The following is a 24,844-nucleotide window of genomic DNA, read 5'->3' on the forward strand; positions in this document are numbered from 1 at the left end:
TGCCAGGGCACGGATGTTCGCCACAGGTCTTCCCCTCCTACGTTGTTTCTTCCGGTCAGCCGGCGGACGTGGCCCTGGCGGCCAGGGCGGTGGGCGTGCAGCCCGCGAACGCCAGTACGTCGCGATGGAGATGGGGCTGGTCGACGTAGCCGCAGGCCAGGGCGACGTCGGCGGCGCTCTCGCCCGCGGTGAGGGCGCGGGCGGCGTGGTCGAAGCGGACCAGCATGGCGGCGCGTTTCGGGGTGAGGCCGATCTGGTCGCTGAACCGGGACCACAGCCGTTTGCGGCTCCAGCCGCAGGCCTCGGCCAGTTCGCCGACCCGTACCCGGCCCCGGCGGGCCACGATGGTGTCCCAGGCGGCGGCGACCTCGGGCGTCATCGCCGGTGCCCGCGCGGCCCGTTCGGCGAGGAACCGGTCCACGAGCGTGAGGCGCTGCTCCCAGGCCGGGGCCTCGGCCAGCCGCTCCCGCAGCCGTGATCCGGCCCGCCCCCAGAGGTCGTCGAGCCCCTGGACGGACCCGTCCAGCTCGCGCGGGGAGACGCCCAGCAGGGCATAGGCGGCCCGGGGTGACAGACGCATCTCGACGCACTCGACGCCCGCACCGCGGATCCGGGCCGGGCCGGGCGACAGTGCGGCGGCGAAGCTCGGCAGCTCCTGGTGCCCGCGGGCACCTTCCACCGTGAACGGACTCTCCCCGAGCCCGATCACGACGACCACCGCGGGCCGCGGAAGCACCCGCAAGTCCAGCCCTGCGGCGGCCCGTTCACGGAACCCGGCCATCCGGACACCGCCGAGTGTCATACCGTCAGCAGGGAGGACGACGTCCCAGCCGGGCTCGCTCTCCGCTTCGTAACCGCGCATGCCTCCACGGTCGCCGACCCGGCCGCTCCTGTCTTGGACAAAAGTTCCGCCCCCGGCGGCCGCCCGGGGCGTCACGGACGTCGGAGCAAACGGTTCAGCGCGCGGCCGAACACGTACCGCGCCGAGCGCCGCACTACGCCGTCGAAGAGCGACGGCAGCAGCCGGACCCGGATCTCCTCCCGCCAGACCACACGGGTACGCCCCCCGGGCCCCGGCCGCACTTCCAGCTCCGCCCAGCCCAGCACCACCCGGCCCCGCTTCTCCAGCCGGCACATCCCCGGCGCCCCGTCCTCCGGCGGCTGCCACACCGTGACCTCCATCGGGTCGTCGAAGGCCAGCGCCCCGGCACCCGAGCGGGCCACGACCAGCGTGCCCACGCGGGTGGGCCCGGGCGGATCCACCCTGACCGCCGTCAGCGGCACCACCTCACCGTGCCGCGGCCACAGCGTGATCCGCCGCCACGCCTCGTCGAGGGGAAGCGGGACCGTGCGTTCGAGCAGGATGTTCGCCACGGCACGATCGTAGGGAACTCACCGGGCGTTATCGGTACACCTTGCCCGGCTCCGCCGTGCCGGGTGCCAGTAGCTGCGGCACCGTCACGAACACATAGCCCCGTTCCTTGAGCGCGTCGATGATCCCCGGCACGGCCGGCACCGTGCCGTCGTAGATGTCGTGCAGCAGGATGATCCCGTCCCGGGAGGCCTGGGCTAGGACGCGGCGGGTGATCAGGTCCGAGTCGGTCGTCGTGTAGTCCTTCGCCGTCACGGTCCACAGCACCTCGGCGAGGCCCAGCTCGCGGCAGATCTCGTGGACGGTGTCGTCGGTGCGGCCCTGCGGCGGGCGCATCAGGGTCGGGCGCCGGCCGGTGAGGCGTTCTATCTCCTGGTTGGGGCGTTCCAGCTCCTCGCGTATCTCCTCGGGTCTGAGCCGGGTCAGGATCTTGTGCTCCCAGGTGTGGCTGGCCACTTCGTGGCCCTCGTCCGCCATCCGCCGCACCAGCTCCGGGTACTTCTCGATGTGGCGCTTGCCCAGGAGGAAGAAGGTCGCCGGGACCTGCTTCTCCTTCAGGATGTCCAGCAGGCGTGCGGAGTGCTCGCTCGGCCCCGCGTCGAAGGTGAGCGCGATGCACTTCACCTCACGGCAGTCGACGGTGCCGAAGCGGGCTGCCTGGACGTCCGTCGCCGCCCGTGCGCGGACGGCGCTGGGAGCCGTGGTGTCGTGCCCTGAGCAGCCGCTCAGGGTCAGTGTGAGGGCGGCGGTCGCCGCGAGCGTTCCGGCCGTGCGGAACGCGATCCCCGTTTTCTTCATCTTCTTGGTCAGAGAAGGCATGCCGGGACTATACACACCGTGTATACGTCCGGTTTATAGTGTTCTGACTCCTCGCCTGGTTACTCGCGCCGACACGCAAGTGAATGCCAGTGGAAGGAGAGTCCCGTGAGCGGACGTGCCTGGCGCCGGGCACTGGTGACCGGCGGCGCCGGATTCGTGGGGTCCCATCTGTGCGCACGGCTGACCGACGCCGGTGCGGAGGTCGTGTGCCTGGACAACCTGGCCACCGGCTCCCGCGCCAACGTGGTCGACCTGGAGCAGCGGCCCGGCTTCCGCTTCGTCCGCGGTGACGCCACCGACCCGGCGGCCTGGCAGGCGCTGCCCGGCCGGTTCGACCTCGTCCTGCACTTCGCGTGTCCCGCCTCGCCCGCCGACTACCTGCGGCTGCCGCTGGAGACCCTCGACGTCGGCAGTACCGGCACCCGCCTCGCGCTGGAGCGGGCCCACGCCGACGGCGCCCGGTTCGTCCTCGCCTCCACCTCCGAGGTCTACGGCGACCCGCTGGAGCACCCCCAGCGCGAGGGCTACTGGGGCAACGTCAACCCGATCGGCCCGCGCAGCGTCTACGACGAGTCCAAGCGCTTCGCGGAGGCCCTGGTCACCGCCCACCGGGGCGTGCACGGCACCGACACCGCCATCGTCCGCATCTTCAACACCTACGGGCCCCGCATGCGCACCGGCGACGGCCGCGCCGTCCCCACCTTCATCGCGCAGGCCCTGGACGGCACGCCCCTGACCGTGGCCGGCGACGGCGGGCAGACGCGCTCGCTGGCCTACGTCGACGACACCGTGGACGGCGTGCTCGCCCTGGCCGCCTCCGCCGAGACCGGGCCCGTGAACATCGGCGGCGGCGACGAGATCACGATGCTGGAGCTGGCCCGCCGGATCGTGGAGATCACCGGCTCCGCCTCCCGCATCCGGTTCGTGGACCGCCCCGTCGACGACCCCGCCCGGCGCCGCCCCGACACCCGGCTGGCCCGGGAACGGCTCGGCTGGCAGCCCCGCGTCGGCTGGAGTGAAGGACTCGAACAGACCATTGGCTGGTTCTCGCGCTCCGTGGCTGCCTGAGCGCGATCACAGTGCGGTGTTTTAGCACTGCATACGGTGAAAAGTCAGCCCACTGAGCGGTGAGCTGTCTCCAAGTGTTTGAGACAACCGCCCGTGCGGCACCCGGCGAGGCGCCGGAGTACGCCACACAGCTCGGGACGGAGCACATGCGCATCCTTGGTATCAACGCCCTGTTTCACGACCCGGCCGCAGCTCTCGTCGTCGACGGCCACACGGTGGCGGCCGCGGAGGAGGAGCGCTTCAGCCGGCGCAAGCACGGCAAGCGCCCGCTGCCGTTCTCCGCGTGGGAACTGCCCGAGCTGTCCGCCCGCTGGTGCCTGGAGCAGGCGGGCCTGCGGCCCGGCGACCTGGACGCCGTCACCTACTCCTTCGACCCGAAGCTCGCCCGGCCCGCCCGCGACATGGGCCTGAACGACCCCTGGGACCCGCTGCGCCTGGAGTACGCGCGCCGCGCTCCCGAGTTCCTCGCCGAGGCCCTGCCCGGCCTCGACCCCGAACGGGTCGTCTTCGTCCCCCACCACGTCGCGCACGCCGCCTCCGCCGGGCCCGCCTCCCCGCACTCCGACAGCGCCGTCCTCGTCCTGGACGGCCGCGGCGAGGCCGCCTCCCACCTGGCCGGCCGCTACCGCGACGGCAAGCTCGACACCCTCGCCACGCAGGCACTGCCCGACTCACTCGGCCTGGTCTACGAGGACCTCACCGAACACCTCGGCTTCCTGCGCAGCAGCGACGAGTACAAGGTGATGGCCCTCGCCTCCTACGGCACCCCGCGCTTCCTGCCGCAGCTGCGGCAGTACGTCCACCCCACCGGCCAGGGCGGATTCCGCGCCCACGGCGTCGACTGGGTGTCCTTCGCCCCGCCCCGCGCCAAGGGCGAACCCTGGAACCAGGACCACGCCGACCTCGCCGCGAGCACCCAGGCCGTCCTGGAAGAGGTCCTGCTGGAGCTCGTGCACTGGCTGCACCGCGAGGCCGGGGGCGAGGCACTCACGATGGCCGGGGGCGTCGCCCTCAACTGCGTCGCCAACTCGAAGATCGTGGCCAAGGGCCCGTACCGGGACGTGTGGGTGCAGCCCGCCGCCGGGGACGCCGGCACCGCGCTCGGCGGCGCGCTGCACCTCGCTGCGACGGAGACCGAACAGCTCGACCCCATGCCCGGCGCCGCCCTCGGCCGCGGCTGGAGCGACGACGAACTGCGCGCCTGGCTCGACACGGCGGCGATCCCCTACGAGAAGCCCGACGACATCGCCGAGACCGTGGCCGAGGAACTGGCCCGCGACGGTGTCGTCGCCTGGTTCCAGGGCCGCAGCGAGTACGGGCCGCGCGCCCTCGGGCACCGCTCCCTGCTCGCCCACCCCGGCCGCGCCGAGAACCTGGAACGCCTCAACCACGTCAAGGGCCGCGAGGAGTTCCGGCCCGTCGCCCCGATGGTGCTCGCCGACCGCGCCGCCGACCTGTTCTCCGGCGGCCCGCTGCCCAGCCCGTACATGCTGTTCGTGCACGACGTCGCCCAGGAGTGGCGGGATCGCGTCCCCGCCGTCGTGCACGTCGACGGCACCGCCCGGATCCAGACCGTCGAGGAACGGCGCGAACCGCTGGTGGCGCGGATGCTGCGGGCCTTCGAGCAGCGCACCGGACTGCCCGTCGTCGTCAACACCAGCCTCAACACCGCCGGGCGGCCCATGGTCGACGACCCGCGCGACGCCCTGGAGTGCTTCGGCTCCGCGCCCGTCGACCTGCTGGCCATCGGCCCGTACGCGGTCCGCCGGGGGCGGATGTTCGACGCGGGGAGGGCAGCGGCATGACCTCGTACGCCGTCGTCATCCCCACCCTCGTACGGGACACCCTCGCCGACTGTCTCGCCGCGCTCGCCGCCGCGACCGGGCCGCGCCCCGAGCAGATCGTCCTCGTCGACGACCGGCCCGAGCCCGAACCCGGAACGCTGGACCACCCGTTGAGCGTCCTCGGCGACCTGCGGGAACGCACCACCGTGCTGACCGGCGGCGGACGCGGGCCCGCCGCCGCCCGCAACACCGGGCTGCGGGCCGTGACCGCGCCGTGGACCGTGTTCCTCGACGACGACGTCCAGGTCGGACCGCACTGGGCCGGCCAACTGGCCGAGGACCTCGCCGAGACGACGCCCGACATCGCCGGCGTCCAGGGCGACATCACCGTCCCCCTGCCCGGCGAACGCCGCCCCACCGACTGGGAACGCGGCACCGCCGGACTCGCCCGCGCCCACTGGATCACCGCCGACATGGCCTACCGCACCGACGCGCTCAAGCAGGCCGGCGGCTTCGACGAACGCTTCCGGCGCGCCTTCCGCGAGGACGCCGACCTCGCGCTGCGCCTCCTCGACGCGGGCTGGCGCATCCGGCAGGGCCGCCGCACCACCCGCCACCCCGTGCGCCCCGCCTCCCGCTGGGTGTCCGTGCGCCAGCAGCGCGGCAACGCCGACGACGCCCTCATGCGGCAGCTCCACGGACCCGACTGGTGGGACAAGGCCGTCGCGCCGCGCGGCCGGATCCGCAAGCACGCGGCGATCACCACCGCGGGCGTCGCCGCGTGCGCCCTCGCCGCCACCGGACACGGCCGGGCCGCCGCGGCCTGCGCGCTCGGCTGGGCGGCCGGCACCGCGGAGTTCGCCCGGGCCCGCATCGCGCCCGGCCCGCGCACCCGCGACGAGGTGACGACCATGCTGGCGACCAGCGTGCTCATCCCGCCCGCCGCGACCTGGCACCGGCTGACCGGCGCCTTGCGCCACCGCCATGCCCCCTCCTGGCAGGAGGTGGCACGATGAGCCCGGTCAAGGCAGTGCTGTTCGACCGCGACGGCACCCTCGTCCACGACGTCCCCTACAACGCCGACCCCGACCGCGTACACCCCGTCGAGGGCGCCCGCGAGGCGCTCGCCCTGCTGCGCGCACGCGGCATCCGCACCGGCGTCGTCACCAACCAGTCCGGTGTCGCGCGCGGGCTGCTCACCGACACCGACGTCCGCCGCGTCAACCACCGCGTCGACGAACTCCTCGGCCCGTTCGACGTGTTCGCCGTCTGCCCGCACGGCCCCGACGACGGCTGCCACTGCCGCAAGCCTCAGCCCGGCATGGTGCTGTGGGCGGCCGGGCGGATCTGCACCAACCCCGCCGACCTCGTCGTCATCGGCGACATCGGCGCCGACGTGGAGGCCGCCCGCCGCGCCGGAGCCCACGGCATCCTCGTCCCCAACGGGCAGACCCGGCCCGAGGAGACCGCGGACGCGGACCACGTGGCCCCGGACCTGCTGACCGCCGTCCGCGCCGTCCTGGACGGACCGCCCAAGGGCCGCGTCCTCGCCGACGAACGCCCGATCCAGGAGGCCTACACCGCCGACTCGGGGCAGGGGAGGGACGCGTGAAGGCACTCGTCACCCGACTCGACAGCTTCGGCGACGTCCTGCTCGCCGGACCCGCGATCCGCGCGGTCGCCGCCCGCGCCGACACCGTCACCCTGCTGTGCGGACCGCGCGGCGCGCCCGCCGCCCGGCTGCTGCCGGGTGTCGACGACGTCCTCGTGTGGGACGCGCCCTGGGTGGGCTTCACGCCCCCGCCCGTCGGCCGCGGCGAGGTCGAGCTGCTCATCGACACCATCGACGCGGACAGCGCACTCGTCCTCACCTCCTTCCACCAGTCGCCCCTGCCGACCGCCCTGCTGCTGCGCCTGGCCGGCGTGGACTTCATCGCCGCCGACAGCGAGGACTACCCCGGCTCCCTCCTCGACGTCCGCCACCACCGCGCGCCGCACGCCCACGAGGTCGAGGCCGCGCTCGACCTCGCCGAGGCCGCCGGGTTCCCGCCGGCCGACGACGGCCGGCCCCGGGTGCTCCCGCCGCCCGACACCGCCGGGCTCACCGGCCCGGAGCCGTACGTCGTCCTGCACCCCGGCGCCAGCGTCCCCGCCCGCGCCTGGAGCCCCGACCGCTGCGCCGGGGCGGCGCGCGACCTGGCCGCCGCCGGGCACCGCGTGGTGGTCACCGGCGGCGCGGGGGAGAGGGACCTGACCTCGTACGTCGTCGGCTCGCACGCCCTCGACCTCGGCGGCCGCACCGGGGCCGTGGAACTGGCCGGCGTCCTCGCGGGCGCCGGCGCCGTCGTCACCGGCAACACCGGCCCCGCCCATCTCGCCGCCGCCGTCGGCACCCCGGTCGTGTCCCTGTTCGCCCCGGTCGTCCCCGCCGAGCGCTGGCGGCCCTACGGCGTCCCGTACGTGCTGCTCGGCGACCAGGACGCCCCGTGCGCCGGCAGCAGGGCACGGGAATGCCCCGTCCCGGGCCATCCCTGCCTGGACACGGTCACCGCGCACGACGTCGTGAACGCCGTCGAGAAGCTGATGGGGGAGGCGGCATGAGGATCCTGCTCTGGCACGTGCACGGGTCGTGGACCACCGCCTTCGTGCAGGGCCCGCACACCTACATCCTCCCCGTCACCCCCGACCGGGGCCCCGACGGACTCGGCCGCGCCCGCACCTGGGACTGGCCCGACTCGGTCGTCGAAGTGCCGCCGGAGCGGCTGCGGGACGAGGAGATCGACGTCGTCGTGGTGCAACGCCCGCACGAACTCGCCCTGGTCGACCGGTGGCTGGGCCGCCGCCCGCCGCTGGTGTACCTGGAGCACAACGCCCCGCACGGCGACGTGCCCGACACCCGCCACCCGGCCGCGGACATCCCCGGCGTCACCCTCGTTCACGTCACGCACTTCAACCGCCTGATGTGGGACGCGGGTCCGACGCCGAGCACCGTCATCGAGCACGGCATCGTCGATCCCGGGCCGCTGTGGACCGGTGAGCTCGAACGCGCCGCCGTCGCCGTCAACGAGCCGCTGCGGCGCGGCCGTACCACCGGCACCGACCTGCTGCCGCACTTCGCCGAAGCGGCCCCGCTGGACGTCTTCGGCATGGGCACCGAGGGCCTCGCCGGCCACCTCGGCATCCCCGCCGACCGCTGCCGCTCCCATGAACTCACCCAGGACGAACTCCACTCGGCCATGGCGCGGCGACGCGTCTACGTCCACCCCGTCCGCTGGACCTCCCTCGGGCTGTCCCTGCTGGAGGCGATGCACCTGGGCATGCCCGTGGTCGCGCTCGCCACCACGGAGGTCACCGAGGCCGTACCGCCCGGCGCCGGAGTGGTCTCCAACCGGATCGACGAACTGACCCGCGCCGTACGGGACTTCGTCGCAGACCCGCTGCACGCGCGCATGGTCGGCGAGGGAGCACGGGCGGCTGCGCTCGCCCGCTACGGGCTGTCCCGCTTCCTGGACGACTGGGAGCGGCTGCTGAAGGAGGTGGCCCGATGAGGATCGCCATGGTCTCCGAGCACGCGAGCCCCCTCGCCGCGCTCGGCGGCGTCGACGCAGGCGGCCAGAACGTGTACGTGGCCCGCCTGAGCGAGGAACTGGCCCGGCGCGGCCACGACGTGACGGTCTACACCCGCCGCGACGCGGCCGACCTGCCCGACCGGGTGCCGCTGCCCGGCGGCGCCGTCGTCGAGCACGTGCCCGCCGGACCGGCCGAGCCCGTCCCCAAGGACGAACTGTTCCCGTACATGCCCGGCTTCGGCGCCTGGCTGGCGCGCGCCTGGACCGACGAGCCGCCGGACGTGGTGCACGCCCACTTCTGGATGTCCGGCATGGCCGCGCGGATCGGCGCCCACCCGCACGGCGTGCCCGTCGTGCAGACCTTCCACGCCCTGGGCACCGTCAAGCGCCGTCATCAGGGCCGGCTCGACACCAGCCCGCCCGAACGCGTCGGCATCGAGCGGCAGATCGGCCGCGGCTGCGCCCGCGTCCTGGCCACCTGCACTGACGAGGTGCACGAACTGGCCGAGCTGGGCGTGCCGCGCCGCCAGGTGTCCGTGGTGCCCTGCGGCGTGGACGCCGAGCAGTTCCGCCCCGGGGTACCGCCCGACGGCGTCCCGGCACGCCGCGAGCGGCACCGGCTGCTCGCCTGCGGCCGCCTCGTCCCGCGCAAGGGCTACGACCAGGCCGTACGGGCCCTCGCCGGGATCCCGGACGCCGAACTCCTCATCGCGGGCGGACCGGCCGCCGACCGGCTCGCCGACGACCCCGAGGCGCGGCGGCTGCGGCGGCTCGCGCGGAGCGTCGGCGTGGCCGACCGGGTCCGGTTGCTCGGCGCGGTCGACCCGGCCGCCATGCCCGCCCTGATCGGCAGCGCCGACCTGGTGCTGTGCACCCCGGTCTACGAGCCGTTCGGCATCGTGCCGCTGGAGGCGATGGCCTGCGGCGTGCCCGTCGTCGCCACCGACGTCGGCGGCCACCGCGACAGCGTCGCCGAGGGCACCACGGGCCGGCTCGTCCCGCCGCAGGACTCCGAGTCGGTCGCGGCCGCCGTACGCGAACTCCTCACCGACGACGCGCTGCGCCGCCGCTACGGCGGCGCAGGCCGCGAACGCGTCCTCGCCCACTACACCTGGCGGCGCGTCGCCGACGGCGTCGAGCAGGTCCACCGCCAGGTCCTCGCCGGACACGCACAGCAGAAGGAGGTGGCGTGATGACCGTGCACCCGCCCGTCACCGGGCACTGCGACGAACTCCAGGACGCCCTGACCGCGTTCCGCGCCTCGGCCCACATCACCGAGCGGTGGGGCGAGCGCCTGGCGGCCGTGCTCACCGGCGGCGGCCGGCTGCTGGCCGCGGGCAACGGCGGCAGCGCGGCCCAGGCCCAGCACCTGACCGCCGAACTCGTCGGCCGCTACCGCGACGACCGGCCCGCCTTCTCCGCGCTCGCCCTGCACGCCGACACCTCCAGCACCACCGCCATCGCCAACGACTACGGCGTGGACGAGGTGTTCGCCCGCCAGGTGCGCGCCCACGGCCGCCCCGGCGACCTCCTGATGCTGCTGTCCACGTCCGGCGCCAGCGCCAACCTGCTGTCCGCCGCGGACGCCGCCCGCGCGGCCGGCATGCGGGTGTGGGCCCTCACCGGCCCCGCGCCCAACCCGCTGATGGCGGGCAGCGACGAGTCCCTGTGCGTCGAGGCGCCGACCGGGGCCACCGTTCAGGAACTCCACCTGGTGGCGGTGCACATGGTGTGCGCGGCGTTCGACGCGGCGGTGGAACGCGGTGCACGGCGCGACGGCGACGGCAGGAGGTGACATGAACGGCAAGGCACCGCTCGTCGTCGTCGGTGACGCGCTGCTCGACCGGGACGTGACCGGCCGCGCCGAACGGCTCGCGCCCGACGCGCCCGTGCCGGTCGTCGACGACTGCGGGGAGCGGACCCGGCCCGGCGGCGCGGCACTCGCCGCCTACCTCGCGGCCCGCGACGGCCGCGACGTCACGCTGGTGGCGGGAGTGGGCGACGACCCGGCCAGCCGCGCACTGCGCCGCCTCCTGGAACCCTGGCTCACCCTCGTCCCGCTGCCCCTGACCGGCCCCCTGTCCGAGAAGACCCGCGTCCTCGCGCAGGACCGCCCGGTGGTCCGTCTGGACCGCGGCGCGGGCCGCACCCGCGAGGCCACCGACGCCGCCCGCGAAGCCGTCCGCTCCGCGCCCGCCGTCCTGGTCTCCGACTACGGCCGCGGCACCGCCGACGCCCTCCGCGACGTCCTCGCCGCCCGCCCGCCGCTGGTCTGGGACCCGCACCCGCGGGGCGGTCCGCCCGTGCCCGGCACCCGGCTGGTGACACCGGCCGAGAAGGAGGCCCACGGCCTCGCCCCGCAGGACGGCACCGCGCGCCGTGACCTGCACGCCGCCGCCCACAGCGCCGCAGCCCTCGTACGGCACTGGCGGGCCGCCGCCGTCGCGGTCACCCTCGGCGCCCGCGGTGCCCTGCTGTCCTACGGGGAGCACCCGCTGCTCGTCCCCGCGCCCGCCGCACACCCCGGCGACAGCTGCGGGGCCGGCGACCGGTTCGCCGCGACGGCCGCCGGGCTGCTCGCCGACGGGGTCCTGGTCGCCGAGGCCGTCGAGGGCGCCGTCGCCGCGGCGAGCGGATTCGTCGCACAAGGCGGCGCGGCCGCCGTACCGAGCGCGGACGCCGAACCGGCACCGCCGCCCGGTGATGACGACCCGCACGCGCTGGCCGCCCGGACCCGCGCCGCCCACGGCACGGTCGTCGCCGCCGGCGGCTGCTTCGACCTGCTGCACGCCGGACACGTCGGCCTGCTCCAGGCCGCCCGGCGGCTCGGCGACTGCCTCGTGGTGTGCGTCAACTCGGACGAGTCGGTACGGCGCCGCAAGGGCGGTGGCCGCCCGGTCAACCCGCTCGCCGACCGGGTCCGGGTCCTGCGCGCCCTGGCCTGCGTCGACGCGGTCGCCGTCTTCGACGAGGACACCCCCGAACGGCTCCTGGCCGACCTGCGCCCCGACGTCTGGGTCAAGGGCGGCGACTACGCGGCCGCCGACCTGCCGGAAGCCGCCCTCCTCCAGGAGTGGGGCGGTCAGGCGGTCCTCCTGCCCTACCTCGACGGCCGCTCCTCGACGGCCCTCATGGAACGGGCGGCGGAAGGAGCACGATGACGCACCCGATGAGCGGGACCGCGGGGGCGGACGCGCAGGCCACAAGGCAGTCTGCTGGCATGACACCGGACGCGGCACCCGAGCCGACGACACCCCGCCTCCTGGTCCTCCGGGCCCTGGGCCTCGGCGACCTCCTCGCCGGGGTCCCCGCGCTGCGTGCGCTCCGGCGGGCCTACCCCAACCACGAGCTCGTGCTGGCCGCCCCCGCCGAGCTGGAGCCGGTCGCCGAGGCGACGGGGGCCGTGGACCGGCTGCTGCCCGCCTCCGCGCCGGGGCGGGGCGTGCCGCGCTCGCTCGACTGGAGCGGTCCGCCCCCGGACGTCGCCGTCGACCTGCACGGCAACGGACCGCCCAGCCACCGGCTGCTCATGGAGCTGCGCCCGCTGAAGTTGCTCGCCTTCGCCCACCCGGACACGCCCGAGATCGACGGCCCGCCCTGGTACGCGGAGGAACACGAACGCGACCGCTGGTGCCGGCTGCTCCAGGCGTACGGCATCGACGCCGACCCGGGCGACCTGCACCTGCCCCGCCCGCGCACCGCCTCCCCGGCACCCGGCGCGGTCGTGCTGCACCCCGGCGCCGGGTCACCCGCCCGCTGCTGGCCCGTCGAGCGGTACGCGGCCGTCGCGGACCGGCTGCGCGCCCGTGGCCTGCGGGTCGTCGTGACCGGCGGCGCCGACGAGAGCGACCTCGTCGCCCGGCTCGCCAAGCAGGCCGGCCTGCCCGACACCGACGTGTTCGGCGGCGGCCTCCCGTTCGGCCGGCTGGCCGCCCTCGTCGCCGACGCGTACGCCGTGATCAGCGGCGACACCGGCATCGCCCACCTCGCGGTCGCCCACGCCACACGCTCCGTCACCCTCTTCGGCCCGGTCGCGCCGAGCCGCTGGGGCCCGCCGGCCGGCCCCCGCCACCGCGCGCTGTGGTACGGCCCGGAGGGCGACCCGCACGGCCGCCGCCCCGACCCCGCGCTCCTGCGCATCACCCCCGACGACGTCCTGCGCGCCGTCGACGAACTGCCCGGCACCCGACACCTCTGAGGGGCACCGCACGATGACCATCCCGTACCCGGACACCACTCCCGTCGGCATCGTCATCGCCACCCGCAACCGCGCCGCCGCCCTCGCCGAGGCCCTGCACCACCTCGTCGCCCTCCCCGAACGACCCCGGATCCTCGTCGCGGACAACGCCTCCACCGACGACACGCGCGCCATGCTCGCCCGCGACTTCCCACAGGTCCAGGTGCTGGCACTGCCGTTCAACCACGGCGCCCTGGCGCGCAACCACGGTGCCCGTGCCCTGGACACCCCCTACGTGGCGTTCAGCGACGACGACTCCTGGTGGGCGCCCGGCGCCCTGACCAGGGCGGCCGGCCTGTTCGAGGAGCATCCGCGGCTCGGCCTCATCGCCGCGCGCACCTTCGTCGGCCCCACCGCGGATCCCGACCCGCTCAACGAGGTGCTCGCCGCCTCGCCCCTCGGGCGGGCCGCCGACCTGCCCGGCACCCAGGTCCTGGGCTTCCTCGCCTGCGCCTCCGTCGTGCGCCGCAGCGCCTATCTCGACGCGGGCGGCTTCCACCGGCTGCTGTTCTTCGGCGGTGAGGAGACCCTCCTCGCCTACGACATGGCCGCCCGCGGCTGGGGCGTCACCCACTGCCCGGACGTCGTCGCCCACCACCACCCCGCGCCCTCGCCCCGCACCGGCCGCCCGGTCGTCCAGCGCCGCAACGAACTCCTCACCGCCTGGCTGCGCCGCCCCGTGCCCTACGCGCTCGCCCGCACCGGCGCCCTCGCCGCCGAGGCCCGGCACGACGACCACGCCCGGCAGGCCCTGCGCGGGACGCTCGCCCGGCTGCCCGCCGCCCTGCGCGCACGCAAACCGCTGCCGCCGCACGTGGAGCGGGCCGCGCGCCTGCTGGAGGGAGCCGCCGCATGACCGACAGCCGTACGACCGTCGTCGTCATCACCCACAACCGGCGCCGGGAGCTGCTGCGCACGCTCGGCCATCTCGCCGAACTGCCGGAGAACCCACCGGTGATCGTCACCGACAACGGCTCCACGGACGGCACCGCCGACGCCGTCGCCCGCCATCACCCGTGGGTGCGGCTGCTGCGGCCCGGCCGCAACCTCGGCGCAGTCGGCCGCAACCTGGCGATCCGGCAGGTCGGCACGCCCTACGTCGCCTTCTGCGACGACGACTCCTGGTGGGCACCGGGATCGCTGACGGGGGCCGCCGACCTGCTCGACCGGTATCCGGCGCTGGGCTCGGTCACGGCCCGGATCGTCGTCGAACCGGACGGCACGGACGACCCGATCGTCGAGGAACTGCGCGACTCGCCCGTCCCCGGGCCCGGTTGGCTGCCCGGACCGGCTCTCGGCTCGTTCCTGGCCGCCGCGACCGTGCTGCGCACCGACGCCTTCCGGGCGGCGGGCGGTTTCCATCCGCGGCTGTGGCTGGGCGGCGAGGAGGAACTGCTCGCCGCGGACCTGGCGGCCGACGGATGGTGGCTGACGTACGCCGACCACCTGGTCGTGCACCACCACCCGTCCGTGGCCCGGGACGCCACCCTGCGCCGCTCCCACGGCATCCGCAACACCCTGTGGTTCACCTGGCTGCGCCGCCCGGCCGGCCCCGCCCTGCGCCGGACCGTGGACCTGGCCCGCACGGTGCCGCGCGACACCGCCTCCCTGCGCGCCTTCGCCGAGGCCGCCGCCGCCCTCCCCTGGGTCCTGCGCGAACGCCGCGTCCTGCCGCACGAGGTCGAGTCCCGCCTGCGCCTGCTGGAACCGGCCCAGCGCGCCTCGAAGGCCCGTCGCTACACGGGCTGAACCCGCACCGGCCGGTGCGGGTTCCGGTCGTCGGACCAGCGGCGGACGCTCAGCCCCCGCACCACCGGCACATCAGCCGGAACACGGCGAACAGCGTCGGCGGCCATATGGCGGCGAACGCCCAGATCACCCCCGGCTCGGAGGTGACCATTCCGGCCACCATCAGCCCGACCGACACCGCGAGCAGGACCGCCACGGTCCAGACGCGGGGGCGGTAGGAGCCGAGGCGGGCCAGGAGCCGGGCGGGGTCGGGACGGCGGCTCAGTCGCAGGGTGCGCAGCCGGCGGTCCAGGCGGCGGTCGCGGCGCAGCGCGCGTTCCATCTCGTCGAGGATGCGCTGCTCGTTCTCGGGAAGTCGGCCGATGGACACGCGCTTTCTCCTTCCGGGCGGCCGGACCGTCTTGCGCCCCGAGGGGGACGTGCGGCGGAGGACTACAGCGGGGATGTACAGGCGGGTGCCCCGTGAAGTCCCGGAGTTAACCGGGGACCGGCCGCGCCAGCGCCTCGACGAGCCGGTCCGCGCTGTCTGGCACGGTTCCTTCACGGAACCCGTCCCGGATCTGCCGTGCGGTCACCCGGCCGCCGGTCAGACACCAGTCCCACCAGCGGTCCAGTTGCCGCACGTCCAGCCGCTCGGCGGGCACCAGCGCGGGCCAGCCGCAGGCCCGGGCCTGCGCGGTCATCTTCGCTCCGCCTTCGACCGGGTCGACGGCCAGCACCGGGGTGCCGACCCGCAGCGCGATGACCAGCCCGTGCAGCCGGTCGGTGACGACGAGGTCCAGCCGGGCCAGCACGGACTGGAGCTGCGCGGGCGTGGCACTGAGATGCCAGTCGTGTGTGTCGAGCCGCGTCTCCAGCTCCAGCCGGCCGCAGTCCTTCCCGGCCAGCCAGCGCGTCACCTCCTCGGCGACCTGCCCGTGCCGCCGCAGCTCCCCGTACTCGTGCTGCCCGTGCGTCAGGATCACCCCGACGACCGGCCGGGCCGGCGCGTCCGGGGCGCGGGCCGCGAGGTCCTCCACCGGCTCGCTGTCCGGCGCGTCCCGCGGCAGCACCCGGTGGAAGCCGGTCACGGCCCGGCTGGCGGGATCGATCACCGACGTGCCGACGGCGATCCGCACACAGTGCGCGAACCGCCGGTGCAGCTCCTCGATCTGCGGCCCGTGCAGCGGACCGCAGACGAACACCAGGTGGGAGTAGTCCTCCGGCCACAGCCGGTCCAGATGCAGTGCCTCCGGACGGAAACCGGGACTCCAGGCGACGTCGTAGGGGATGCCCGTGCCCAGCAGTACGTCCTCGACCCGGCGCAGGGCCAGCACGTCCCCGGCGGTCGCCTCCCCGTCCCGGAAGCTGAACCACCCGGTCAGCAGAACCTTGCGCGGTCGCATGCCGTCTTGTGTGTGCACACGCCCTGAGTGCCCGCCCACCGGCAAGACAATCAGGGCATTACGGGCGACCGCACCATGGTCACTCGGCGTAGAAGGTGGCGTCCGCACGGTCGGTCGCCGTGCTCACCGCCTGCACGTTCAGCAGGTACTCCCAGTGGCGGACGTATCGCCCCGGGTAGTTGTACGACTCGTAGGAGACGCCCGCCGAGTCGGCCGGCCCGGCGCGCCGTCGCCGCCGCCTCTGTCCGAGTCTGCGTCCGTAATCTCGAACGCAGTTCGTGAGGCGGCTCGGGTCGGTCATCGACGTGAAAACCATGTTCATCTAGCATGGGGGGCCGACAACGCGCCGGTCGAGCAAGGAGTCCAGTGGTGGGCGAAGCGGAGGAGAGCCCGGCCGTGGAGCGCATCCACACCCCGGGCCTGCGCAGTACGTGGCAGCGCCGGGCGGTGCTCGGCACACTGGGCCGCTGCCGCGAGTTCGTCTCCGCGCAGGAACTGCACGCGCTGCTGGCCGACTCCGGCAGCACCGTCGGGCTCACCACCGTCTACCGCACCCTGCGCGAGCTGGACCGCGCCGGGTTGGTCGACGTCGTGCGCGACGAGGGTGGCGAGCGGCTCTACCTGGGGCGGCCGGCCGGCGAGCACCGCCACTACCTCATCTGCCGCCGCTGCGGCCGCAGCCGTCCCGTGGACGCGGAGGCCGTCGAGGAGTGGGCCGCCCGGCTCGCCGAGATCACGGGCTTCACGGAACTGGAGCACACCCTCGAACTGAGCGGAGTCTGCGGCCCTTGCGGGCGCGGGCCGACGGCGGCCTCGTGTCCGCCGCCCCGTCCGTCCGGCCGGTCAGCCGGGGAAGCGGGCCGTGCCCGTCAGGACGCGTACGTCGAGGTCGGTGACCGGGTCCGCGGTGAGCCGGGTGGTGAACTCGGCGCGTACCCGCTCGACGGCGGCCGGTGACAGCCCGTCCAGCATCCGGCGCGCCCCACTGCCGGTGGCGAGTTCCCAGCCCGTCTCCGGGGACAGCGGGGCCTCGAAGTGCCGCTGGACGACCCGGGGTTCGCTCCCGCCCAGGTCCGTCAGCCAGGCCGCGAGGGTGCCGGCCGTGTCGATCCGGGCCAGCTGCTCCATCTGCGGCGGGCGGGGCAGATCGCGCTCGGTCAGGACCGCGCCCCGGAGCGCCGACTGCCAGCCGCCGAGCGCGCCCTTCTCCCAGACCGTCACGACGAACCGGCCCCCGGGGCGCAGCATCCGCGTCAGCGCGGCCGAGTCCCGGTCCATGTCCGGGAAGAAGAACACCCCGAGCCCGCACTGCACCACGTCGTAGCCGGGGCCGGGCACGGGCCACGAGGTGACCTCGTGGCGGTGGAAGCGGATGTTCGCCAGGCCCTCCTCGCGCGCCCGGCGCTCCCCGATCGCCAGCAGCCCGTCCGCGAGGTCCACGGCGTCCACCCGGCCCGCCGCCCCCACGGCCCGCGCGGCCGGCAGCGCCGACGCCCCGGCCCCGCAGCAGGCGTCCAGCACCGACTCCCCGCCGGCCGGGGCGGCCACGTCCGCCGTCGCCTCGCCGACCGGGTCCCACAGCATCCGGGACCAGCTGTGGAACTCCTGCGCTCCCGCGCTGAAGACGTCCCCGACGGTGTTCTCTCCCGTGGTCATACGCAACCGCCCCCTCGTCATTCCGGCCGAGTCTAGGTTCGGGGCCCCCGGCGGGCACGGCGATTTCCGTCAGGCCTACGGCAGTCGGGCCGGCTCCTCGGGTGCGCTCCGTGGAGCCGGAGGCGGGGCGGTGGTGGTCCGGGGGATCACATGGGTGGGCAGCACGACGTGCCGTCGGCGGTCCCCGCCGGGGTCGTTGACGAGCGCCAGCGCGAGCGCGCCGGCCTCCCGGCCGATGGCCGAGGGCGACTGGGCCACGGTGGTCAGATCGAACCACTGGGCCACCGGCTGGTCGTCGAAGCCGGCGACGGACACCTGCCCGGGCACCTCGACGCGCGTCGCGCGCAGCGTCCAGATGACGGCGACGGCCACCTCGTCCTGCTCGGCGAAGACCGCCGTGGGCGGCTCCCGCAGCCCCAGCAGCCTGCCGACCGCCTCGGCGGCGCCGCGCTTGTCGCCCGCCGGGGTGGCGACCACGAGCTCGTCGTCCAGGGGCAGGCCCGCCTCGGTCAGCGCCTGCCGGTAACCGACCAGCCGCTCCTGCGAGCTGAAGGAGAAGCCGCCGGTGCCCACCGTCCGCACGTAGGCGATCCGGCGGTGCCCGAGGTTGAGCAGGTGCCGGGTGCCGCGCAGGGCGCCGGCCACGTCGTCGACGTAGACGCTCGGGCGTCCGTCGACATGCTGGCTGACGTACACGACCGGCATGCCGAGGCTGTCCAGCCGGGCGGTCTCCTCCTCGGTGAGGTCGAAGGAGAACACCAGCAGCGCGTCGGCGTTGCGCCGCGCGGGGAGATGCTCGAAGAACGCCGTGCGCTCGGCCATGCCGGGGATCACATAGACCGTCAGTTCCATGCCGGCCGCGCGCAGTACGAGCGCGAGGCCCGACAGGGCCGAGCCCACGAACCACGAACTGAGCGTGGGCACGAGCACCGCGACGCTGCACGTCCTGCCCGTCACGAGGCTGGCGGCGTGGCGCGAGACCGCGAAGTTCAGCTCCCGGGCGGCCCGTTCGACGCGGGCGCGCACCTCGGGCGAGACCGTGGACAGGCCGCGCAGGGTGCGCGAGACCGTGGACGTGGAGACCCCGGCCCGCTCGGCGACGTCAGCCATCGTGGGGTGCCGCTGACCTGGTGACATGCGCCGGACGCTAACAGGAGCACTGCCGTGACCGGCAGTTGATGACAGCGCTGTCTCACCAACTTCTTGCCTTCTTACCACGGCGTAACGCATTGACTTCCCGGCGGAGCACTTCTAGCGTGCAAGCGTTGTCTCGACAGGTTCGAAGTCGCCCCGGAGGGACGCCTCATACCTGCTGTGAACTGCGGTTTTTATCAGCGGAATGCCGTGGCAACGCAATCTCATGACCAAAGCCCTTCCGGGGGAACAGACACGACTTCGGTACGTCACGACCAGGAGAGACAGTGAAGACCAGCACCGCCAGAGCGATTCAGTGTTCCGCAGCGCTCACCGCCGCCGGACTCCTCCTCACCGCCTGCGGCTCGTCCGGCGGCAGCGGCTCCGGACAGTCCGAGCCGGCCGCGGCGGCGTCGTTCAAGGGCCGCGGCCCCATCACGTACGTCGCCGGCAAGGACACCACCGGCACGGTCCAGACGATCATCGGCCGCTGGAACAAGGCGCACCCCAAGGAGAAGGTCACCTTCATCCAGCTGCCGACGGACGCCGACTCGCAGCGCCAGCAGATGATCCAGAACGCGGAGACGAAGTCCGACGCCTACACGGTGCTCGCCACCGACGTCGTGTGGACGTCGGAGTTCGCCGCCCACCAGTGGATCGAGCCGCTGCCCGCGAACCGGTTCCCGCTCGGCAAGATGCTCCAGCCGGTGGTGGAGACGGCCAAGTACCGCGGCAAGCTCTACGCCGTCCCCGCCAGCTCCAACGGCGGCCTGCTGTTCTACCGCACCGACCTGCTGAAGAAGGCCGGCGTCACCCGGCCCCCCACCACCTGGGCCCAGATGACCGCCGCCTGCGCCAAGGTGAGGAAGCTGCCCGAAGCCAAGGACATGTCCTGCTACGCAGGGCAGTTCCAGAAGTACGAGGGCCTCACGGTGAACTTCGCCGAGGCCGTCAACTCCGCCGGCGGCCAGATCGTCGACGCCGACGGCAAGCCCGATGTCGACACCCCGCAGGCCAAGAAGGGCCTGGACTTCCTCGTCGACGCCTTCAAGGACAGGACGATCCCCAAGGAGGCCATCACCTACCAGGAGGAGGACGGCCGCCAGGCGTTCCAGGCAGGCAAGCTGATCTTCCTGAACAACTGGCCCTACGTGTACTCCCTCGCCCAGAAGAGCGCCATCCAGGGCAAGTTCGCCGTCGCACCCCTGCCCGGCCTGAACGGCCCCGGCGCCTCCAGCCTCGGCGGCTCCAACCTGGCCCTGTCGTCCTTCGCCAAGAACAAGGCCACGGCGCTGGACTTCATGAAGTTCTTCACCAGCGAGGAGAGCGCGACCTACTTCCTCAAGAACGCCTCCCTCGCCCCGCCCTACGCCGACCTCTACGACAACGCGGCCCTGGACAAGCAGTATCCGTACCTGCCCGACCTCAAGCAGTCGATCACGAAGGCCGTGCCGCGCCCGCGCGTCGTGCAGTACGGCGACGTGACCGCCGCGATCCAGAACGAGGTCTACGCCGCGCTCACCGGTAAGAAGAGCAGCGCACAGGCGCTGAAGGACCTCCAGGGGGACCTTCAGAAGCTGACGGCACAGTGAGGCCGCGGGTCATGGCCGACACCGCGATCCCGCCCGACACCGCCCCGCACGCGCCCGGGACGGCGGCCCGCCGCCGCCCCGGGCGGCTCCCGGCCCCCGAACGCCCCCGGCGTCGTGCACCCTCCCGGGCCACCGCGGGCACCGGCCGCCTGGCCGCGCTCCTGGTCTCCCCGACGCTGCTGGTGCTGACGGTCGTCGTGCTCTACCCGACGCTCATGGCACTCGACGAGTCCCTGTACGGGCCGAAGGGGCTGGACCCGAAGACCGGATTCATCAGCGACACCGAGCCGTTCGTCGGGCTGAAGAACTACACCGACATCTTCACCCAGGCCGGCGACCGCTTCTGGAACGCCTTCTGGAACACCACCTTCTTCACCGTCGTCACGGTGTCGCTGGAGACCCTGATCGGCGTCGCCATGGCGATCGTCATGCACCGGGCCTTCCGGGGCCGGTCCGTGGTGCGGGCCGGCATCCTCGTGCCCTGGGCGATCCCCACGGCCATCTCGGGACTGCTCTGGAAATGGATCTTCAACGCGAACGGAATCGCCAACGTCGTCCTCGGCCACCAGGTGCTGTGGACCGCCGACGGCTTCTCCGCCAAGATCGCGGTCGTCATCGCCGACGTGTGGAAGACCGCCCCCTTCATCGGCCTGCTGGTGCTGGCCGGCCTCCAGGTGATCCCGAAGGAGGTCTACGAGGCGGCCCGGCTCGACGGGGCGAGCGCCCTCCAGCAGTTCTGGCGCATCACCCTGCCGCTGGTGAAACCCGCGCTGATGGTGGCGGTGCTGTTCCGCTGCCTGGACGCGCTGCGGATGTTCGACCTGCCCTACATCCTCATCGGCGCCCAGAAGGGCTCCGTCGAGACGCTGTCGATGCTCGCGCAGAACGAGGCGTCCAACGTCCGCTTCGGACCCGCCTCCGCGTACGCGGTCCTCCTCTTCCTCTACGTCTTCCTCATCGCGCTCGCCTTCGTCCGGCTGCTCGGCGCCGACCTCATCGGGGGCGCCGGCGGGACGAAGAAGCGCAAGAGCCGCGCGGTCAGGACGCCGCGCCGCCGCGTCCGGGAGGTGACGGCATGACCCTCACGGCCAAGTGGCGGCAGTGGCTGCCCCATCTGGGCATCGCCCTGGTGGTGGCCTACTGCCTGGCCCCCTTCTACTGGATGCTGGTCTCCAGCCTCCGCAGCACCGGCGACATCTTCAGCACCTCCCTGTTCCCCTCCTCGGTGTCGTTCGAGAACTACCGGTCGGTGTTCAGCCCGGGCCAGGGCTTCACCAGGGCGCTGCTCAACAGCCTGGTCGTCGCCGGCGTCACGACCGCGCTGTCGCTGCTGCTGGCCACGTTCACCGCGTACGCGATGGCCCGGCTGGAGTTCCGCTTCAAGCGGCTGATCCTCACGCTGATCATCGCCACCTCGATGTTCCCGGTGGTGTCGATCGTCGTCCCGCTGCTGAAGCTGTTCACCGACATCGGCTGGATCAACACCTACCAGTCCATGATCGTGCCCAGCATGTCCTTCACGCTGCCGCTGGCGGTGTGGAACCTGACCACGTTCTTCCGGCAGATGCCGGACGAGCTGGAACACGCCGCCATGGTCGACGGCTGCACCCGCGGCCAGGCCTTCCGCAAGGTCATCGTCCCGCTCGCCGCGCCGGGCATCTTCACCACCGCGATCATCACGTTCATCGCCGCCTGGAACGAGTTCCTCATCGCCCTGTCGATGACCAACAAGCCCAGCATGCAGACGGCGACCGTCGCCATCTCGAAGTTCTCGGGGGCGACGACGTACCAGACGCCGTTCGGCAGCCAGATGGCCGCGGGCGTCGTGGTGACCATTCCGCTGGTCGTGATGGTGCTGCTGTTCCAGCGCCGCATCGTCGCCGGGCTCACGGCCGGCGCCGCGAAGTAGACACGCCCCCACAGAAGGAGTCACAGCAGGTGTCTTTCACCGCACCCTGGTGGCGCAGTGCCGTCATCTACCAGGTCTACATCCGCAGCTTCGCCGACGACAACGGCGACGGCATCGGCGACATCGCCGGCATCCGCTCCCGGCTGCCGTATCTGAAGTCCCTCGGCGTGGACGCCATCTGGATCAACCCCTGGTACAAGTCCCCCATGGCCGACCACGGCTACGACGTCGCCGACTTCCGCGCCATCGACCCGCGCTTCGGCACCCTGGCCGACGCCGAGCGGCTCATCACCGAAGCGCACGCGCACGGGATCCGCGTCATCCCCGACATCGTGCCCAACCACACCTCCGACCAGCACCCCTGGTTCCAGGCGGCGTTGACGGCCGGACCGGGCAGCCCGGAACGCGAGCGCTACGTCTTCCGCCCCGGCCGCGGACCCGACGGCGCCGAACCCCCGAACGACTGGGTGTCCTGCTTCGGCGGCCCGGCCTGGACCCGGCTGCCCGACGGCGACTGGTATCTCCACCTGTTCGCACCCGAGCAGCCCGACCTCAACTGGCAACACCCCGAGGTTCGCACCGAGTTCGAGTCGATCCTGCGGTTCTGGTTCAGCCGGGGCGTCGACGGCTTCCGCATCGACGTCGCCCACGGCCTGGTCAAACACCCCGAGCTGCCCGACCTGCCGCCCCGCGCCGAACCCGCGGTGACGGGCCCGCTCACCCGCCGGGACGAGATCCGGCAGCACCTCGACCACCCGCACTGGGACCGGGACGAGGTGCACGAGATATACCGGGGCTGGCGCAAGGTCGCCGACGAGTTCCCCGGAGACCGTTCCTTCGTCGCCGAGGCCTGGGCCGACACACCGGAACGGCTCGCGGCGTACGTCCGCCGGGACGGCCTCCACACCGCCTTCAACTTCGACTTCCTCATGTGCGGCTGGGACGCCAAGGACCTGCGCGCGGTCATCGACGACTCCCTGGCCATGCTCGGCGCGGTGGGCGCACCCGCCACCTGGGTCCTCTCCAACCACGACGTCATGCGCCACCCCAGCCGATACGGCCGTACCGCCGCGCGGAGCTGGATGGCCAACGCCCGGTTCGAGCCCGACGGCTCCCTCGACCCGGAGCTCGGCACCCGGCGTGCCCGGGCCGCCGCCCTGCTGATGCTCGCCCTGCCCGGCGGCGCCTACGTCTACCAGGGCGAGGAACTCGGCCTCCCCGAGGTCGAGGACCTGCCCGAGTCCGCCCTCCAGGACCCGATCTGGGAGCGCTCCGGCCACACCGACCGCGGCCGCGACGGCTGCCGCGTCCCGATCCCCTGGTCGGGCCAGAAGGCCCCCTACGGCTTCAGCCCCGCCGGTGCGACCGCCGACCCCTGGCTGCCGCAGCCCGCCGACTGGGCCGGACTGAGCGTCGAGACCCAGACCGGTGACCCGGCGTCCATGCTGGAGCTCTACCGCACGGCCCTGCGCGTCCGCCGCGACCACCCCGCCCTCGGCGACGGCACGATGGCGTGGCTGGACACCCCCGAGGGGGTGCTGGCCTTCAGCCGCGACCCCGGATTCGTGTGCGTGGTCAACCTCTCCACCGAGCCGTACGAGTTGCCCGCACACTCCGGGCTCCTCCTGGCCGGCGGCCGGCTCGAGGACGGCCTGCTGGGGCCCGACCAGGCGGTGTGGCTGGCGGTGTAGCGGGGATCCTAGGCTGGGCGTATGGCTCGCACGGCGGAGCAGCTTCCCGTCTCGCTCACGGTCCGGCCGTCGGCGCCGGCACTCGCGCCGCTGATCGGTGCGCTCGGTTATGCCGAAGGGCGGTTCGCGCACTCCGCCGAGCTGTCCCTGCCGACGGGCGGGGCGCAGTTGCTGGTGAACCTCGACGGGGACGCCCTGGGCTCTTCGGACAGGCGGACCCGGGGAGCGGCTCTCCAGGGGCCGTACACGGGGCCGGCGGTGATCGACCCGGCACAGCAGCGCGCCGTCGTGTGGGTGGCGTTCCGTCCCGCGGGGGCGTATCCGTTCCTCTCCGTGCCGGTCAACGCGCTCCGCGACCGGCTCGCCGGGCTCGACGAGCTGTGGGGCACGGACGGTGCGGTGCTGCGCGAGCGGCTGCTGGAGGCCATGGCCGCCGGCGGCCCGCAGGCATGCCTGCGGGAGCTGGAAACGGTCCTGCTCCGGCGGTCGGAACGTCCCCTGGAGCCCGACCCGGCGGTCCGTCTCGCCGCGGTGCTGCTCGACCGCGGAACGCCGGTGGGTGAGGTCGCCGACCGGCTCGGCTGGACCTCCCGGCGGCTGGCCCGCAGGTGCGCCGAACAGCTGGGCCTCCCGCCGAAACGGTATGCGCGGGTACGGCGCTTCCAGCGGCTGCTGGGCCGTGTGAACGCCGGGTCCGGGGAACCGGACTGGGCGGTCCTCGCCGCCGCGTGCGGCTACCACGACCAGGCACATCTGATCCACGAGTTCCGCGCGCTCGCCGGGATCACCCCGACCGCGTACGCGCCGCGCTCGTCCCTGGAACGCAACCACGTTCTGCTCGGCGGGTGACGGGTCCTGCCCGCCCGACCGTTTTCTACA

Annotated in this window: 25 protein-coding genes and 1 pseudogene; 18 read left to right on the plus strand and 8 right to left on the minus strand. The window is 73.7% G+C overall.

What is annotated here, in order from left to right:
* Window positions 1-55: 55 nt before the first annotated feature.
* The 3 genes from CP976_RS34380 to CP976_RS34390 all read right to left on the minus strand — a co-directional run bounded on the left by CP976_RS34380 (window position 56) and on the right by CP976_RS34390 (window position 2,170).
* Entirely contained in the window at window positions 56-862 is an 807-nt protein-coding gene (locus tag CP976_RS34380) for a helix-turn-helix domain-containing protein (RefSeq protein WP_150483813.1), read from the minus strand.
* 71 nt (window positions 863-933) lie between these two features.
* Entirely contained in the window at window positions 934-1,374 is a 441-nt protein-coding gene (locus tag CP976_RS34385) for an SRPBCC family protein (RefSeq protein ID WP_150483814.1), read from the minus strand.
* Between the two features lie 28 nt (window positions 1,375-1,402).
* The gene (locus tag CP976_RS34390) at window positions 1,403-2,170 is read right to left on the minus strand and encodes a polysaccharide deacetylase family protein (protein WP_150485621.1); all 768 of its coding nucleotides are present in this window, start codon (window positions 2,168-2,170) and stop codon (window positions 1,403-1,405) included.
* 126 nt (window positions 2,171-2,296) lie between these two features.
* Here CP976_RS34390 and CP976_RS34395 point away from each other — a divergent pair, with 126 nt between their 5' ends.
* From CP976_RS34395 to CP976_RS34450, 12 genes are all read left to right on the plus strand, one after another.
* Window positions 2,297-3,259 (plus strand): NAD-dependent epimerase/dehydratase family protein, encoded by a 963-nt coding sequence (locus CP976_RS34395; RefSeq protein WP_150483815.1) that lies wholly within the window; start codon window positions 2,297-2,299, stop codon window positions 3,257-3,259.
* Between the two features lie 146 nt (window positions 3,260-3,405).
* Window positions 3,406-5,064, plus strand: coding sequence for a carbamoyltransferase family protein (locus CP976_RS34400; RefSeq protein WP_150483816.1), 1,659 nt, complete (start codon window positions 3,406-3,408; stop codon window positions 5,062-5,064).
* A complete protein-coding gene (locus CP976_RS34405; protein WP_150483817.1) occupies window positions 5,061-6,059 on the plus strand; it encodes a glycosyltransferase family 2 protein in 999 nt (332 codons plus the stop codon). The genes CP976_RS34400 and CP976_RS34405 overlap by 4 nt, the downstream gene beginning before the upstream one ends.
* A complete protein-coding gene (locus CP976_RS34410) occupies window positions 6,056-6,655 on the plus strand; it encodes a D-glycero-alpha-D-manno-heptose-1,7-bisphosphate 7-phosphatase (protein ID WP_150483818.1) in 600 nt (199 codons plus the stop codon). Before CP976_RS34405 ends, CP976_RS34410 begins: the two co-directional genes overlap by 4 nt.
* Window positions 6,652-7,644 (plus strand): glycosyltransferase family 9 protein, encoded by a 993-nt coding sequence (locus CP976_RS34415; RefSeq protein WP_150483819.1) that lies wholly within the window; start codon window positions 6,652-6,654, stop codon window positions 7,642-7,644. The genes CP976_RS34410 and CP976_RS34415 overlap by 4 nt, the downstream gene beginning before the upstream one ends.
* Window positions 7,641-8,591: a glycosyltransferase gene (locus tag CP976_RS34420; protein WP_150483820.1), complete on the plus strand. Its 951-nt coding sequence runs from the start codon at window positions 7,641-7,643 to the stop codon at window positions 8,589-8,591. The genes CP976_RS34415 and CP976_RS34420 overlap by 4 nt, the downstream gene beginning before the upstream one ends.
* Window positions 8,588-9,805: a glycosyltransferase gene (locus tag CP976_RS34425; protein ID WP_150483821.1), complete on the plus strand. Its 1,218-nt coding sequence runs from the start codon at window positions 8,588-8,590 to the stop codon at window positions 9,803-9,805. Before CP976_RS34420 ends, CP976_RS34425 begins: the two co-directional genes overlap by 4 nt.
* Complete coding sequence (locus CP976_RS34430; protein WP_150483822.1) at window positions 9,805-10,407, plus strand: D-sedoheptulose-7-phosphate isomerase; 603 nt, start codon at window positions 9,805-9,807, stop codon at window positions 10,405-10,407. Before CP976_RS34425 ends, CP976_RS34430 begins: the two co-directional genes overlap by 1 nt.
* A gap of 1 nt (window position 10,408) precedes the next feature.
* Window positions 10,409-11,773 carry a D-glycero-beta-D-manno-heptose 1-phosphate adenylyltransferase gene (gene rfaE2 / locus CP976_RS34435; protein ID WP_150483823.1) on the plus strand — a complete coding sequence of 455 codons (1,365 nt, stop codon included), beginning with the start codon at window positions 10,409-10,411 and terminating at the stop codon, window positions 11,771-11,773.
* 59 nt (window positions 11,774-11,832) lie between these two features.
* On the plus strand, window positions 11,833-12,810 hold the full coding sequence (locus CP976_RS34440) for a glycosyltransferase family 9 protein (RefSeq protein WP_150483824.1): 978 nt from the start codon (window positions 11,833-11,835) through the stop codon (window positions 12,808-12,810).
* 13 nt (window positions 12,811-12,823) lie between these two features.
* Complete coding sequence (locus CP976_RS34445) at window positions 12,824-13,705, plus strand: glycosyltransferase family 2 protein (protein WP_150483825.1); 882 nt, start codon at window positions 12,824-12,826, stop codon at window positions 13,703-13,705.
* Complete coding sequence (locus tag CP976_RS34450; RefSeq protein ID WP_150483826.1) at window positions 13,702-14,598, plus strand: glycosyltransferase family 2 protein; 897 nt, start codon at window positions 13,702-13,704, stop codon at window positions 14,596-14,598. Before CP976_RS34445 ends, CP976_RS34450 begins: the two co-directional genes overlap by 4 nt.
* Window positions 14,599-14,647: 49 nt before the next feature.
* On the opposite strand, the gene CP976_RS34455 is transcribed toward CP976_RS34450, so the two are convergent.
* From CP976_RS34455 to CP976_RS34465, 3 genes and pseudogenes are all read right to left on the minus strand, one after another.
* Window positions 14,648-14,968: a DUF3040 domain-containing protein gene (locus CP976_RS34455; RefSeq protein ID WP_150483827.1), complete on the minus strand. Its 321-nt coding sequence runs from the start codon at window positions 14,966-14,968 to the stop codon at window positions 14,648-14,650.
* Between the two features lie 106 nt (window positions 14,969-15,074).
* Window positions 15,075-15,983, minus strand: a complete 909-nt coding sequence (locus CP976_RS34460; RefSeq protein WP_150483828.1) for a polysaccharide pyruvyl transferase family protein — start codon at window positions 15,981-15,983, stop codon at window positions 15,075-15,077.
* 79 nt (window positions 15,984-16,062) lie between these two features.
* Window positions 16,063-16,209, minus strand: a pseudogene (locus tag CP976_RS34465) (AbfB domain-containing protein); the annotation flags it as partial.
* Window positions 16,210-16,352: 143 nt separating this feature from the next.
* On the opposite strand from CP976_RS34465, the gene CP976_RS44535 reads away from it, so the two are divergent.
* The gene (locus CP976_RS44535) at window positions 16,353-16,940 is read left to right on the plus strand and encodes a Fur family transcriptional regulator (protein ID WP_150483829.1); all 588 of its coding nucleotides are present in this window, start codon (window positions 16,353-16,355) and stop codon (window positions 16,938-16,940) included.
* Here the strand turns inward: CP976_RS44535 and CP976_RS34475 are convergent.
* Both CP976_RS34475 and CP976_RS34480 read right to left on the minus strand, forming a co-directional pair.
* Complete coding sequence (locus CP976_RS34475; RefSeq protein WP_229875298.1) at window positions 16,827-17,639, minus strand: class I SAM-dependent methyltransferase; 813 nt, start codon at window positions 17,637-17,639, stop codon at window positions 16,827-16,829. The two genes, CP976_RS44535 and CP976_RS34475, sit on opposite strands and share 114 nt — an antisense overlap.
* A gap of 75 nt (window positions 17,640-17,714) precedes the next feature.
* Entirely contained in the window at window positions 17,715-18,749 is a 1,035-nt protein-coding gene (locus CP976_RS34480; protein ID WP_150485623.1) for a LacI family DNA-binding transcriptional regulator, read from the minus strand.
* 311 nt (window positions 18,750-19,060) lie between these two features.
* Here CP976_RS34480 and CP976_RS34485 point away from each other — a divergent pair, with 311 nt between their 5' ends.
* Genes CP976_RS34485 through CP976_RS34505 form a run of 5 tightly spaced genes read left to right on the plus strand, consistent with a single transcriptional unit; the run spans window position 19,061 to window position 24,814 of the window.
* Window positions 19,061-20,365, plus strand: coding sequence for an ABC transporter substrate-binding protein (locus CP976_RS34485; protein WP_150483830.1), 1,305 nt, complete (start codon window positions 19,061-19,063; stop codon window positions 20,363-20,365).
* Window positions 20,366-20,376: 11 nt separating this feature from the next.
* A complete protein-coding gene (locus CP976_RS34490) occupies window positions 20,377-21,444 on the plus strand; it encodes a carbohydrate ABC transporter permease (RefSeq protein WP_150483831.1) in 1,068 nt (355 codons plus the stop codon).
* Window positions 21,441-22,274, plus strand: coding sequence for a carbohydrate ABC transporter permease (locus CP976_RS34495; protein WP_150483832.1), 834 nt, complete (start codon window positions 21,441-21,443; stop codon window positions 22,272-22,274). Before CP976_RS34490 ends, CP976_RS34495 begins: the two co-directional genes overlap by 4 nt.
* A 29-nt stretch (window positions 22,275-22,303) precedes the next feature.
* Window positions 22,304-23,965 carry a glycoside hydrolase family 13 protein gene (locus CP976_RS34500; protein ID WP_150483833.1) on the plus strand — a complete coding sequence of 554 codons (1,662 nt, stop codon included), beginning with the start codon at window positions 22,304-22,306 and terminating at the stop codon, window positions 23,963-23,965.
* A 21-nt stretch (window positions 23,966-23,986) separates the two neighbouring features.
* Complete coding sequence (locus CP976_RS34505) at window positions 23,987-24,814, plus strand: helix-turn-helix domain-containing protein (protein ID WP_150483834.1); 828 nt, start codon at window positions 23,987-23,989, stop codon at window positions 24,812-24,814.
* Window positions 24,815-24,844: the final 30 nt, after the last annotated feature.

The organism is Streptomyces coeruleorubidus (assembly GCF_008705135.1).
Taxonomy (GTDB): Bacteria; Actinomycetota; Actinomycetes; order Streptomycetales; family Streptomycetaceae; genus Streptomyces; species Streptomyces coeruleofuscus.

Excerpts from the sequence above, each read along its gene's own strand:
- CP976_RS34380 (WP_150483813.1), bottom strand. The coding sequence starts at position 862 with ATGCGCGGTTACGAAGCGGAGAGCGAGCCCGGCTGGGACGTCGTCCTC.
- CP976_RS34390 (WP_150485621.1), bottom strand. The coding sequence starts at position 2,170 with ATGAAGAAAACGGGGATCGCGTTCCGCACGGCCGGAACGCTCGCGGCG.
- CP976_RS34400 (WP_150483816.1), top strand. The coding sequence starts at position 3,406 with ATGCGCATCCTTGGTATCAACGCCCTGTTTCACGACCCGGCCGCAGCT.
- CP976_RS34405 (WP_150483817.1), top strand. The coding sequence starts at position 5,061 with ATGACCTCGTACGCCGTCGTCATCCCCACCCTCGTACGGGACACCCTC.
- CP976_RS34410 (WP_150483818.1), top strand. The coding sequence starts at position 6,056 with ATGAGCCCGGTCAAGGCAGTGCTGTTCGACCGCGACGGCACCCTCGTC.
- CP976_RS34420 (WP_150483820.1), top strand. The coding sequence starts at position 7,641 with ATGAGGATCCTGCTCTGGCACGTGCACGGGTCGTGGACCACCGCCTTC.
- CP976_RS34425 (WP_150483821.1), top strand. The coding sequence starts at position 8,588 with ATGAGGATCGCCATGGTCTCCGAGCACGCGAGCCCCCTCGCCGCGCTC.
- CP976_RS34430 (WP_150483822.1), top strand. The coding sequence starts at position 9,805 with ATGACCGTGCACCCGCCCGTCACCGGGCACTGCGACGAACTCCAGGAC.
- rfaE2 (WP_150483823.1), top strand. The coding sequence starts at position 10,409 with ATGAACGGCAAGGCACCGCTCGTCGTCGTCGGTGACGCGCTGCTCGAC.
- CP976_RS34440 (WP_150483824.1), top strand. The coding sequence starts at position 11,833 with ATGACACCGGACGCGGCACCCGAGCCGACGACACCCCGCCTCCTGGTC.
- CP976_RS34445 (WP_150483825.1), top strand. The coding sequence starts at position 12,824 with ATGACCATCCCGTACCCGGACACCACTCCCGTCGGCATCGTCATCGCC.
- CP976_RS34450 (WP_150483826.1), top strand. The coding sequence starts at position 13,702 with ATGACCGACAGCCGTACGACCGTCGTCGTCATCACCCACAACCGGCGC.
- CP976_RS34460 (WP_150483828.1), bottom strand. The coding sequence starts at position 15,983 with ATGCGACCGCGCAAGGTTCTGCTGACCGGGTGGTTCAGCTTCCGGGAC.
- CP976_RS34475 (WP_229875298.1), bottom strand. The coding sequence starts at position 17,639 with ATGACCACGGGAGAGAACACCGTCGGGGACGTCTTCAGCGCGGGAGCG.
- CP976_RS34480 (WP_150485623.1), bottom strand. The coding sequence starts at position 18,749 with ATGGCTGACGTCGCCGAGCGGGCCGGGGTCTCCACGTCCACGGTCTCG.
- CP976_RS34490 (WP_150483831.1), top strand. The coding sequence starts at position 20,377 with ATGGCCGACACCGCGATCCCGCCCGACACCGCCCCGCACGCGCCCGGG.
- CP976_RS34495 (WP_150483832.1), top strand. The coding sequence starts at position 21,441 with ATGACCCTCACGGCCAAGTGGCGGCAGTGGCTGCCCCATCTGGGCATC.
- CP976_RS34505 (WP_150483834.1), top strand. The coding sequence starts at position 23,987 with ATGGCTCGCACGGCGGAGCAGCTTCCCGTCTCGCTCACGGTCCGGCCG.